The following is a 12,421-nucleotide window of genomic DNA, read 5'->3' as shown; positions in this document are numbered from 1 at the left end:
TAAAAATAAACATTTTTAATCTTATTTGCTTGTTTATAATTATTTTTATAGTTGTAATTAGCAATAAGATTAGAGAAATTTAGATTATAACTATTTGTTTTTTGGTATTTTAAAATGATATTAAAAAACTATGGCAATTATAATAAATTTATAAATTAAATTCAATGTTAAAACAATCTATCGTCGCTAGTATTTTGATAGGTTTTTATGTTTTGGATATTTTTATTTGTGGTATTTGTAGAATATTAGATTTTATTATATTCATATCAATAGTTTTATTGTAAGAAATTTTATTGATATTTTAAGAATAAGTTAATTTTTATGGTTTTTGCAATTTGATAAAATTTATAAATTATTTTTTGGTAATTAACTTTACATTTTTGTATGGTTAATTTAAGCGTATTTTTGTCTAAATTATGCGATTTTAAAAACGAAATTCTTAATTTAAATTCATTAGCCAAAAGCACCTATCAAGCCCTAGCCATATTTATATAGTATTATTGCTTTTTATATCAAATACAGCTTTATGCCCTTTTTGAAGATTTTTTACATAGTCTTTAAGTAATTTAGAGTGAATTCCTAAAATCTCGTATTTTGTAAAAACTAGTTTTTTGTGAAATGCTTTATAATCTTTATCTATATAAGTTGCTAAATATTCTCTCATTTAAACTCCTTTTTGTTACATTATATATATTAATGTTTTTTTAAGTTAGGGGGGGGGGTAAAATAACATCTATTTTAATAATTAAGGAGAGTAAATGGCTTATAGATATGATAAAGACTTAGAGTTTTTAAGTAAATTAAGCAGTGATGAGCTGAAAGGGCTTGCAGATGTATTGATAAAAGATCCTAAAGATGGAGAATTGAGACTTACAGAATCAATCACAGTAGGAACAAACTATAAAAGATATGGTGAAGATTATTCTAAATATTGGGAAGATTTGGCAGAAGAATTGCAAAAATTTGGTGGAAATAGCTTTGCTAATTTTTTGAGATTTAATGAAGGAGTTTTATATAGAGAAATTTTATGCGATGTTTGTGATAAACAAGGAGTAAATTATAATAAAAATTCTAGTACAACTACGATAGAAACAAATCTTTTGCAAAAAATTTTAGAAGATATGCAAACACAATTAAGTGATGAACAACTAAAAGAGCTTGCAAAAGAATTTGGTATAGAATACACACAACTAAAAGCACAAGGACTTGCTACAATAGGGATTACAGTATTTAGATTAGGTGGTTTTAAATCTTATGTGTTTACACTTAAATTAATTAACTTTGTTTGGAGAATACTATTTGGACATGGATTAAGATTAGCAGGAAATGCAGCAATTGCTAGAACCTTGTCTCTTGCAGCAGGTCCTATTGGCTGGATTATTACTGGGTTTTGGACTGCTTGGGACATTGCTGGACCTGCTTATAGAGTAACTTTTCCTGCAGTATTGCAAATTATTGCATTAAGACAAACATATTTAAACAAAAGTTTATTTGAAAATATGTAAAATTTTGGCTTTTAAAAAGTCAAATTAAAATCACAAATATATGTAAAGATAAGATGAAATTTAATTGTTTAAAATTATTTTGTGTATTTTAGGCTAGTTTGCTGTAAGCCTAAAATACACTTATAAAACAAAAAGTTATTACTATAAATTGATTGTAATAGAATTTTTCTTGCTTAAATCAACTTTGTTTAGAATTTGCTGAATGATATCCAATTGCAATATTTTTGTGCAAAGCTTATTGCTGTTTTTGTTTATGTTTGTGATAATGATAGATTTGTCTTTTGTATCTATTTTTAAGCAAGGGTGATTGCTTACATAAAATTCCCCGTTTTCATTTATTGGTACAACTGTCATTTCTTTAATATTATTACTAAAAGCTCCCTTTTTAGCATAGTAAGATTTTAAATCATCTATAAGAGAAGCAAGGTTGACTGCTGATTTTGCTATCTCTTCATCATCTTTCTTTGATGATATATATCCAAAATCTAAATACCATTTACCATCTTTTTTGTAAAGATTAAAATCCCTTGATTCGCTTGTGCCATTTTTAAATTGATTTGTAATCTTACTTGTGCAGTATCGTTATCTATGTTAGAGCTAGCTATTTCTACATTTTTAAAGCCACCTTGTTCATTTGAATGATTTAAAAAATTTTTGACATACGATTAAGTTTATCTTTAGCATAAGCTTTATCTTCATCATCTTCTAGCTCTATAAACTCAGTGCATTTAAATGCTTTTTCTATGTCGCCTTTATTTAAATATTCAATAAAATTTTTAGCAACACTATCAGGACTATCCGACCCACAACCAACTACAAAAAATACACAAAATAAAACAAAAATAATTTTTTCATTTTTTCTCCTTAAATAAATTTAAAATCAAATTTATCATAAATACATTAATTCATCTTATAGGATATAGATTTTAAATTTTATATCGTTTAAATTATTAGATTTTACCTATAGGATAATGTATGAAAAACACTGAAGAAATAGAAGAATTTTATAAATTAGTATCAAGTAATGTTAAAAAATTTAGAACCGAAAAAAACATAAGCCAACTAGATTTGGCCCTAAGTATAGGCATAAAATCAATAGCCTTTTATTCAAATTGCGAAAACAACAAAAACGGCAAACATTTTAACCTAGAGCATATTTATAATATAAGCAAAGTTTTAGGTGTTGATATTTGTGAGTTGTTAATGGGGGGGGGTATACAAAATGAATTGCATAAAAGAAGCTTTGATTAATGTAGCTAATTTTGATTTAAGAGCTACTATGAGTAGGCGTTCGTATGCCTTTATGGTTTTTATTTTTCCGATTTTAGCATTTGGCTTGTTTTATTGTTTGATAGAGTTTTCAAGATTTGTGCGTTTAGTTTTAGCTAATAATGTAGATTTTGCTTTTATTAAAAATGATTTTATGAGTTATTCTCAAATTATTTTTCAGGGTTTATATGCTAATTTTTATCTTGCTATTGATTTTATACTAATTCTTAGCACTTTACAAAGGCTTAATTCAATCACAAAAAATAAAATAATCAAAACTATCATTGTAATAATAGCGTTTTATCTTATTGATTATTATTTAGTATGCTTTCATTGGCTTAGGGTTTATTTAGAAGATAATTTTATACTTTCAATTAATTATAAAGCCATTGGTTTTATTATTTTTTTCATACTTGCACTGATTTTATCAATGATAAAAGAAAGGCATTTTAATGAGATTACTCCAAAACGCTCTTTAGCTTATTTTTTAACTTTAGATTTTAGCTCAATTGCTAGTAAGACTAATTTGATAATACCTTTTAGTTTTTATCTTGGTATTACTATTGTTTTAACTATTTTTATCGTTGGAATAGTGTTTATAATGGCATTAACTGAACTTAGCATAATAATAATGCCTATTATTTATATTGATATATTTTATTTATTAAATCACTATAAATCAAACATTAGAGCAATTACAAAAATAATCACTCTAATATCTTTTATAGCTTTTTATATTCAAATTATTTGCTTTGATAGAAGCGGTATTTTTTATGAATATATGAATAGATTATTTTTACTTTCATTTATTTTAGTCTATATTCTAGCAATGCGAAAAATCAAGAATTTGAAATAGGAATTTGGTTTTTATTTTCTAAACACGAAAATATACTCGTGAGCTATTGGTAAAAAATTATGCTTAATACTGTTTGCTTTACAAAATCCTGTGGCTTTACAATTAAACTGCTCTTTTTTTTTATAAATAATGCATAATTGTATGAATTTAATTTTTTCAGTTAATATGATAAAAATACTTAAGGATTTTAATGATTTATAAAAGCATAGAACTTTTTGCAGGAGCTGGTGGCTTGGCACTTGGGCTTGAAATGGCTGGGTTTTCTCATTTAGGACTTATTGAGATTGATAAAAATGCAGCTAATACCTTAAAACATAATAGAAAAAATTGGAATGTAATATGTGACGATATTGAAAAAGTTGCTAATAAAGATTTAGAGAAATTATTTGATATTAAAAAATATGAGCTCGATTTGATTTCTGGTGGAGCGCCTTGTCAAAGTTTTAGTTATGCTGGTAAAAGACTTGGTCTTCTTGATACTCGTGGAACTATGTTTTATCACTATGCTATATTTTTACATAAATTACAGCCAAAGATGTTTTTGTTTGAAAATGTAAAAGGATTATTAACTCATGATAAAGGCAATACTTTTAAGGTTATTTGTGATGTGTTTAGAGAACAAAATTATTCAGTACAACATCAAGTATTAAATGCACTTGATTACGAAGTAGCTCAAAAAAGAGAGAGATTAATAGTGGTAGGAATTAGAAATGATTTAATAGATAAAATTAATTTTAATTTTCCTAAGCAAAGTGATAAAAAACTTGTTTTAAGGGATGTTTTAAAAGATGTTCCTAAAAGCGAGTGTGCTAAATATTCCAAAGAAAAAGAAAAAATTTTTACTCTTGTTCCAGCTGGTGGATACTGGAAGGATATTGACCCTAAAATTGCTAAAGAATATATGAAAAATTGTTGGAATATGGGCGGTGGAAGGACGGGAATTTTAAGAAGGTTAAGTTTAGACGAACCAAGTCTTACCGTCCTTACAACTCCACAAATGAAACAAACAGAAAGATGCCATCCGCTTGAAGTAAGACCATTTAGCGTAAGAGAAAATGCTAGAATTCAAAGTTTTCCAGATGAATGGGAATTTATGGGTTCAATTGCTTCAAAATATAAACAAATCGGCAATGCTGTTCCTTGTAATTTAGCTAAAGCTGTTGGTTTAGAGATTATTAAAACTTTAAAGGAGTTATGATGGATAATAAATATTATTTAGACTTTATAAAGCAAAGTGATTTTGAAAATTTAGTACTAGATGTATTAAAAGAATATGAAAGCAGTTTAAATTCAATTGATTTAAAAACTTTTAATTCAAATTTAATTGACCCTATAAAACTATTATTTGATAAATATGCTTTTAATAAAAGTTATGAAGAAATAATTAATTATGAGATTCATCGTCAAAGAGATAAAAGTAATAGTAATTCGATAGGATATTTTCATCAAAATATTTTTAAATTTATTAAAAATTGTGAAGTTCCAAAAGAAGGTTGGGATATTATTTTTAAAGATTTTAATAAAACATATTATATAGAGCTTAAAAATAAACATAATACAATGAATAGTTCTTCATCGGCAAAAACTTATATGAGAATGCAAAATCACTTGCTAAATTCTAAAGATAAAGATAGTAGTATTTGTGCTTTAGTTGAAATAATCGCTATTAAATCACAAAATATCCCTTGGATTATTACGCTTGATAAAATTAAACAACAGTCTAATGAAAGCTTACGAAGGATATCTATTGATAAATTTTACGAAATTGTAACTGGCGATAAAATTGCATTTTTAAAATTATGCAAACAACTTCCTATAACAATAGAAAAATTAGTTACTAAAAAAATAAAATATGAAAAAGATACAGTTTTAGATGAATTAAAAGCTAAGAATAAAGATATTCTAATAGCGTTTTATAAATTAGCATTTGCTACATATGAAGGTTTTGAAAAACTAGATTAATTTAGAATTTATTTCGTGTAAAGATACACGAAATAAATTCTTATAATTCTACGCCGATGGCTTGATTAATTGAGCTTAAGCCGTCGTTTTCTATTAATTTTGTAAGCTCATCATTTATATTTCTAGCAATTCTAGGTCCAACGAAAATCATAGATGAAAGCACTTGAACTAAACTAGCACCCCATTTTATACGCTCATAAGCTTGAGCCGCGTCAAATACCCCGCCACTACTAATAATTATGCCTTTTTTATGCACGCTTGGTGCGATTGCTTTTAGCATATTTAAAGACTTTTCGGCTAATACTTTACCACTTAAGCCGCCAACCTTGGTTAAATCAGGCTTTTTGCTAAGCGAATAATCTTGCGTAGTATTGCTTAAAATCACTCCGCAAGCATTAGCATTTAAAGCTGTTAGACTTAATTCAGTAGCCAAGCCAAAATCCATATCAGGAGCAAATTTTATAAATTTTGGCACATCATTAATAGCATTTAGCCTAGTAAAAATTTCTTCAATAAATTTAGCATTTTGTAAATCTCTTAGATTTGGAGTATTAGGCGAACTTATATTAATTACAAAAGCGTCTGCATAAGGCTTTAGCTCACGAACTAAAATCTCATAATCATTTATCGCTTCTTCATTAGGTGTAACTTTATTTTTACCTATATTTATAAAAATCGGAGGTAGTTTTGAGAAATTCTCACGCATTAAATTTGCTTTTGCAACTTCTACACCATCATTATTAAACCCCATTGCATTGCGAATGCTAAGCTCATCTACTAATCTTTCAATTCTTGGGCGAGGATTACCTGGCTGAGCCTTAGGAGTGATTGCTCCGACTTCAATGAAACCAAAGCCAAGATTTGCTAAAGGAGCTACTACTTCAGCATTTTTATCAAATCCAGCTGCAAGTCCAATAGGATTAGAAAATTTCATATTGATTAATTCATTTTCTAAATTCTTATAAGTTTTTTTATAATCAACTACTTTTAAAAATCTTTGAGTTTTAAGAGCTTTGATTACTAAATGGTGCATATCTTCAGGGTCAAACTTAAATATAACTTTTTTTGCTAATTCATACATTTACTTACCTTTATAATGTTTTTGAAAAGGTCTTTTCACCTTTATTTTTCATATAAGCATCAAATCCCATACAAATATTACGGATTAATAATGTGCCTGTTTCATTTACTTTTATTTCATCATCACTAATTTGTAAAAATTCAGCATAAGTTTTTAAATACTCTTTTGCATCGTTAAAATAATCCCAAAATACTATTTTAAATTCTTTTTCAATTTCTTTAATATTAAGACTAAAATTAGCCATTAAGCTCATTATTACAGCTTTTCTAATTAAATCATCATTATTAAGCTTAATTCCCCTATGAAATGGTAATTTGCCATTATCAATAGCTGCTTCGTAAAGATTTAAATCTTTATAATTTTGTGCGTAATAATTAAGCCCTTCTCCAATACTAGTAAGCCCAACGCCAACCAAAATAGCTCCACCTTTTGTAGTATATCCTTGAAAATTCCTATGAAGTGTGCCGTTTTCTAAAGCCTTAAATAATTCATCATTAGGTTTTGCAAAATGATCCATTCCTATCATTTTATAGCCATTTTCGCCTAAAAATTTCGCAGTATGTTTTAGAATTTCTAACTTAGTTTTAGCTTCAGGAATAGTGCTTTCATCAAATTTTCTCATATTCTTTTTAATCCAAGGCACATGAGCATAATTAAACACTGCTAATCTATCAGGATTTATTTTTAAAATTGTCTCAAGCGTTTTGCTAAATGAGTTTAAATCCTGATAAGGAAGTCCGTAAATTAAATCAGTATTTATACTTTTTACTCCATTTGCTCTTGCTAGTTTTACTGCATTTTCTGTAATTTCGTAAGGTTGAATTCTATGAATTTCTTTTTGCACTTTAGGGTCAAAATCTTGCACACCAAAACTAATTCTATTTATGCCGTATTTTGCAAATACGCTCATTTGTTCAACATTTAAAAACCTAGGGTCAATCTCACAAGAAAGCTCGCTATCAGGTAAAAACTCAAATATTTCATTAATTTTTTTAAGCAAGATTTCAAGTTGAGCTGCACTAAAAAATGTAGGTGTTCCACCGCCAAAGTGCATTTGAATAGCTTTTTTTGTCTTAAGATGAGTTTTTAAAATATCAAGCTCTCTTAAAATATAATCTAAATACCTTTCTTTTTTATCTTCATTAGCTGTATAAATTACATTACAGCCACAAAAATAACAAGCCGAACGACAAAACGGCAAGTGAAAGTAAAGCGATAAAGGCTTATTTTCGTTACTTTCTAAATCTTTTATAAAATCATTATATTTATAATCTTCGCCAAACTCAATAGCTGTTGGATATGAAGTATATCTTGGGCCACTTGTTTGATATTTTGCTAATACACTAAAATCCATTTTTATCCCCTTAACATTTCGGCTAATTCTTTAGCGTGATAAGTGATTATTAGTTTTGCACCCGCTCTTTTAAAACTAATCATAGTTTCCATTAAGATTTTTGGATAATCTACAAGCCCAGCTATTCCAGCGTTTTTAAGCATTGAATACTCTCCGCTTACATTATAAACACATAGTGGAAGTAGTGAGTTTTGGCTAATTTCTTTAACTACATCTAAATATGCTAAAGCAGGTTTTACCATCAATATATCAGCACCTTGTTTTTCATCTTCTAAGCTTTCATTTAAAGCTTCTTTTCCGTTTGCATAATCCATTTGATAAGCTTTTCTATCGCCTTTTTTAGGAGCTGAATTAGCCACATCACGGAAAGGTCCATAGTATGCACTTGCGAATTTGGTTGAATAAGCCATAATAGGTAAAGTATCAAAGCCATTTTCATCTAAAGTAGTTCTTAAAGTTTTTATTATTCCATCCATCATTCCACTAGGTGCAATCATATCAACTCCAGCTCTAGCCATTACTAAAGCTTGTTTGCTAGAATTTAAAAGCGTAATTTCATTATTTAAATACCCATCTTCATCTAATACTCCGCAATGTCCGTGGTCTGTGTATTCACAAAAGCACAAATCTGCAATTAAATATAAGCTATCGCCAAAACGCTCTTTAATAGCTCTAATAGCACGAGCTATAAGCCCATTATCGCTCATTGCATCACTTCCGCAGCTATCTTTTGCACTTTCATCTAATACGCCAAATAATAAAATACTCTTAATTCCAAGCTTTAAACATTCATTACATTCTGCTAGTAATTCATCAAATCCTAATTGATAAACTCCTGGCATTGATTTAATCTCAATTTTTGCACTTTTTTTATCTACTACAAATAAAGGGTAAATCAAATCGTTTAAGTTAAGTTGGTTTTCCTTTACTAAATCCCTAATTATAGGGCTTTTTCTAAGTCGTCTAAATTTACGCATATTAAATTCCTTTTTTTTGTATAATTATAGATTAATAAATTTAAAAAGAGTTATGAAATGTTAGTAGAAGTATCAAAACAAGCAAATTTACCTACAAGATTTGGAAATTTTATTATCCAATCTTTTAAAGAAAACGAAAAAGAGCATTTAGTAATTATGAAAGGCGAAATTAGTGATGAGATTAATGTTCGCATACATTCTGAATGCCTTACAGGTGATGCTTTAGGTTCGCTTAAATGCGATTGTAGAGACCAATTAAAAGCATCTTTAAGATATATTGAAGCAAATGGCGGAATGGTTATTTATCTTCGTCAAGAAGGTCGTGGAATAGGTCTATTTAATAAAGTAAATGCTTATAATTTACAAGATAATGGATTTGATACACTTGAAGCGAATTTAAAACTAGGCTTTAAAGATGATGAAAGAGATTATAAAATAGTTGATTTTATACTTGAATATTACAAAATTAAAAGCGTAAGATTGCTTACAAATAATCCTTTAAAATTAAAAGCTATTAGTAAAGATGTAAAACGCATACCATTAATAATGCAAAGCAATGAATACAATAAACAATATCTAAAAGTTAAATCTTGCAAAATGGGGCATATGCTAAATGAATAATGAATTTTTAGCTTTTATAAATTCATATGAAGATGAATTAAAAAAATACAATAAAGTTCATAATATTACAAGATTAAAAGATATAAAAGCAGCAGCACTTGATAGTATTGAAATACTTAATTTCGTAGAATTTAAATCAGGAATTAATATTGCAGATATTGGCTCAGGTGCTGGTTTTCCTGCTATATTTTTAGCTTTTTTAAAAAGAGATTGTAATTTTTATTTGTATGAGCCAAGTTATAAAAAATCAGCATTTTTATCGCTAATTAAAGCTAAGTTTAATTTAGATAATGTGTTTATTAAACCTATAAAAGTTGAATGTGAAAAAGACTTAAAATGTGATTTGATAACTTCAAGAGCTTTTGCAAAAACAGAACTAATTGTTACTTTATGTAATGATATAACCAATGATAATACGAAATTTATTTTATACAAAGGCTCATTCGTAAAAGATGAGCTAGATTGCTTAAATGAATATAAATTACACGAGAGAAATAATAGAATTTTTTTAGAATTTTATAAAAAAGATTTCAAAATTATTACAAATTAAGTTTAATTTTTATTTTTAGGATTATAATTACAGTATTAGTTTAATTTTTATTTAAGGAGAAGTTATGGCAAATCCATCACAACATTTAAGCTATGATTATACTGTAGCTAAATGGTTTATGTTCGCATGTATTTTGTTTGGCATAATCGGTATGGGAATTGGAACTTTAATCGCGTTTCAATTAGCGTATCCTGAGTTAAATAATATTGCAGGTGAATTTAGTACTTTTGGAAGACTTAGACCACTACACACTAATGGTGTTATTTATGGTTTTATGCTTTCTGGTATTTGGGCTACTTGGTATTATGTAGGTCAAAGAGTTTTAAAAGTTTCTATGAGAGAATCTAAATTTTTAATGTTTATAGGTAAGGCTCATTTTGTAATTTATATGATTACAATTTTATTAGCGGTAGTATCACTATTTGCTGGTATTTCTACATCTAAAGAATATGTTGAATTAGAATGGCCTTTTGATATAGCAGTTGTTGTTATTTGGGTTTTATGGGGTATGGGAATTTTTGGACTTATTGGAATTCGCCGTGAAAAAAGTCTTTATATTTCTATTTGGTATTACATTGCGACATTTTTAGGTGTAGCGATGCTTTATTTATTTAATAATATGGAAGTTCCTACAAAATTAGTTACAGGAATGGGTTCTTGGCTTCATTCAGTATCTATGTATGCAGGAAGTAACGATGCTTTAATTCAATGGTGGTTTGGACATAATGCGGTTGCTTTTGTTTTCACGGTTGCAATTATTGCTGAAATATATTATTTCTTACCAAAAGAAAGTGGTCAGCCAGTATTTTCTTATAAATTATCATTATTTTCATTCTGGTCATTAATGTTTATATATTTATGGGCAGGTGGACACCATTTAATTTATTCAACTGTTCCTGATTGGATGCAAACAATGGGTTCAATTTTCTCTGTTGTATTAATATTACCAAGTTGGGGTAGTGCAATCAATATCTTACTTACAATGAAAGGTGAATGGCATCAAGTAAAAGAAAGTCCGTTAATTAAATTTATGGTTCTAGCTTCAACATTTTATATGTTTAGCACACTTGAGGGTTCAATTCAATCAGTTAAATCAATCAATGCTTTAGCACACTTTACAGACTGGATTCCAGGACACGTGCATGATGGAACACTTGGTTGGGTAGGATTTATGACAATGGCAGCTCTTTATCATATGACTCCTAGGTTATTCAAAAAAGAAATTTATAGTAAAAAATTAATGGAATATCAATTTACAATTCAAACTATAGGAATTGTGTTGTTTTTCGCATCAATGTGGATTGCTGGAATTACTCAAGGTATGATGTGGAGAGCTTATGATGATTATGGAACTCTAACTTATTCATTCATTGATACTGTTATAGCACTACATCCTTATTTTATAATAAGAGCTATTGGTGGTCTTTTATATTTATTAGGCTTTTTTATGTTCACATATAATATTTATAAATCAATTACTTCAAGCAGAAGTATTGAAGTTGAACCAAAATCAGCAAGTCCAATGCAAGCTTAAGGAGGTAAGATATGTTTAGTTGGTTAGAAAAAAATCCTTTCTTTTTTGCAGTTGTAGTTTTTGTTGTTATTGCGTATGCTGGTATAGTTGAGGTTTTACCTGCTTTTGCACCAAATGCAAGACCTATTGAAAATCGTAAGCCTTATACAGCATTAGAACTTGCAGGTCGTCATGTTTATATTAAAGAAAGCTGTAATGCATGTCACTCACAATTAATTCGTCCATTTAAATCAGAAACTGATAGATATGGTGCTTATTCTAAGAGTGGTGAATATGCTTATGATAGACCATTTTTATGGGGTTCAAAAAGAACTGGTCCTGATTTAATGAGAGTTGGTAATTATAGAACTACTGATTGGCATGAAAATCATATGAAAAAACCTGTTTCAGTGGTACCTAGTTCAATTATGCCTGAATACCCACATTTATTTAAAAAGAATTCAGATTTAGAGACAGCTTATGCTGAAGCTTTAACTGTTAAAAAAGTTTTCAATGTTCCTTATGATGTAGAAGGTAGTACAAAATTAGGAACCTATGATGAAGCTCGTAAAATGATGGTAGAACAAGCTACACCTATCGTTGATGCAATGAGCGATGAAGAAGTAAAACAAGCGTTTGAACCTTGCCGTGCAAATGCGCTTGATAGTAAATGTGAAATTAAAGAAATAGTTGCGTTGATTGCGTATTTAAATAGTCTTAAATAGGGGGCTAA

The 12,421-nt window shown here is 28.2% G+C and carries 14 protein-coding genes; 9 read left to right on the top strand and 5 right to left on the bottom strand.

Annotation, left to right across the window (positions count from 1 at the left end; translation table 11 throughout):
• Positions 1–487 precede the first annotated feature (487 nt).
• Positions 488–664, bottom strand: coding sequence for a hypothetical protein (locus NY022_RS05110; protein ID WP_267524112.1), 177 nt, complete (start codon positions 662–664; stop codon positions 488–490).
• 94 nt (positions 665–758) lie between these two features.
• Between NY022_RS05110 and NY022_RS05105 the strand changes: the two genes are divergently transcribed.
• A complete protein-coding gene (locus NY022_RS05105) occupies positions 759–1,505 on the top strand; it encodes a DUF3944 domain-containing protein (RefSeq protein WP_267524110.1) in 747 nt (248 codons plus the stop codon).
• Between the two features lie 141 nt (positions 1,506–1,646).
• Here NY022_RS05105 and NY022_RS05100 read toward each other — a convergent pair whose 3' ends face one another.
• Positions 1,647–1,859 (bottom strand): hypothetical protein, encoded by a 213-nt coding sequence (locus tag NY022_RS05100; protein WP_267524108.1) that lies wholly within the window; start codon positions 1,857–1,859, stop codon positions 1,647–1,649.
• A gap of 621 nt (positions 1,860–2,480) precedes the next feature.
• On the opposite strand from NY022_RS05100, the gene NY022_RS05095 reads away from it, so the two are divergent.
• The 4 genes from NY022_RS05095 to NY022_RS05080 all read left to right on the top strand — a co-directional run bounded on the left by NY022_RS05095 (position 2,481) and on the right by NY022_RS05080 (position 5,592).
• Positions 2,481–2,756: a helix-turn-helix domain-containing protein gene (locus NY022_RS05095; RefSeq protein ID WP_214117650.1), complete on the top strand. Its 276-nt coding sequence runs from the start codon at positions 2,481–2,483 to the stop codon at positions 2,754–2,756.
• Entirely contained in the window at positions 2,728–3,630 is a 903-nt protein-coding gene (locus NY022_RS05090; RefSeq protein WP_267524105.1) for a hypothetical protein, read from the top strand. The genes NY022_RS05095 and NY022_RS05090 overlap by 29 nt, the downstream gene beginning before the upstream one ends.
• Positions 3,631–3,820: 190 nt before the next feature.
• Positions 3,821–4,828, top strand: coding sequence for a DNA cytosine methyltransferase (locus NY022_RS05085; RefSeq protein WP_267524104.1), 1,008 nt, complete (start codon positions 3,821–3,823; stop codon positions 4,826–4,828).
• A complete protein-coding gene (locus tag NY022_RS05080) occupies positions 4,828–5,592 on the top strand; it encodes an Eco47II family restriction endonuclease (RefSeq protein ID WP_267524102.1) in 765 nt (254 codons plus the stop codon). The genes NY022_RS05085 and NY022_RS05080 overlap by 1 nt, the downstream gene beginning before the upstream one ends.
• A gap of 40 nt (positions 5,593–5,632) precedes the next feature.
• Here the strand turns inward: NY022_RS05080 and NY022_RS05075 are convergent, their stop codons facing one another.
• From NY022_RS05075 to hemB, 3 genes are read right to left on the bottom strand one after another with little or no spacing between them, the layout of a single operon-like run.
• Positions 5,633–6,673, bottom strand: coding sequence for a quinone-dependent dihydroorotate dehydrogenase (locus NY022_RS05075; RefSeq protein WP_267524100.1), 1,041 nt, complete (start codon positions 6,671–6,673; stop codon positions 5,633–5,635).
• 10 nt (positions 6,674–6,683) lie between these two features.
• Complete coding sequence (gene hemN, locus NY022_RS05070; protein WP_267524098.1) at positions 6,684–8,027, bottom strand: oxygen-independent coproporphyrinogen III oxidase; 1,344 nt, start codon at positions 8,025–8,027, stop codon at positions 6,684–6,686.
• Between the two features lie 2 nt (positions 8,028–8,029).
• Positions 8,030–9,004 carry a porphobilinogen synthase gene (hemB, locus tag NY022_RS05065; protein WP_267524096.1) on the bottom strand — a complete coding sequence of 325 codons (975 nt, stop codon included), beginning with the start codon at positions 9,002–9,004 and terminating at the stop codon, positions 8,030–8,032.
• 57 nt (positions 9,005–9,061) lie between these two features.
• Here hemB and ribA point away from each other — a divergent pair, with 57 nt between their 5' ends.
• The 4 genes from ribA (at position 9,062) to ccoO (ending at position 12,413) form a co-directional block, all read left to right on the top strand.
• Entirely contained in the window at positions 9,062–9,625 is a 564-nt protein-coding gene (gene ribA / locus NY022_RS05060; RefSeq protein ID WP_267524094.1) for a GTP cyclohydrolase II, read from the top strand.
• The gene (gene rsmG / locus NY022_RS05055) at positions 9,618–10,175 is read left to right on the top strand and encodes a 16S rRNA (guanine(527)-N(7))-methyltransferase RsmG (RefSeq protein WP_214117644.1); all 558 of its coding nucleotides are present in this window, start codon (positions 9,618–9,620) and stop codon (positions 10,173–10,175) included. The genes ribA and rsmG overlap by 8 nt, the downstream gene beginning before the upstream one ends.
• A gap of 64 nt (positions 10,176–10,239) precedes the next feature.
• Positions 10,240–11,709: a cytochrome-c oxidase, cbb3-type subunit I gene (gene ccoN, locus NY022_RS05050; protein ID WP_267524091.1), complete on the top strand. Its 1,470-nt coding sequence runs from the start codon at positions 10,240–10,242 to the stop codon at positions 11,707–11,709.
• Between the two features lie 11 nt (positions 11,710–11,720).
• The gene (gene ccoO, locus NY022_RS05045; RefSeq protein WP_267524090.1) at positions 11,721–12,413 is read left to right on the top strand and encodes a cytochrome-c oxidase, cbb3-type subunit II; all 693 of its coding nucleotides are present in this window, start codon (positions 11,721–11,723) and stop codon (positions 12,411–12,413) included.
• Positions 12,414–12,421: the final 8 nt, after the last annotated feature.

Origin of the sequence: Campylobacter sp. MG1 (assembly GCF_026616895.1) — a bacterium.
Taxonomy (GTDB): Bacteria; Campylobacterota; Campylobacteria; order Campylobacterales; family Campylobacteraceae; genus Campylobacter_E.
Note: the sequence above shows the minus strand (reverse complement) of the source record. Positions and strands in the feature narration are given on the sequence as shown.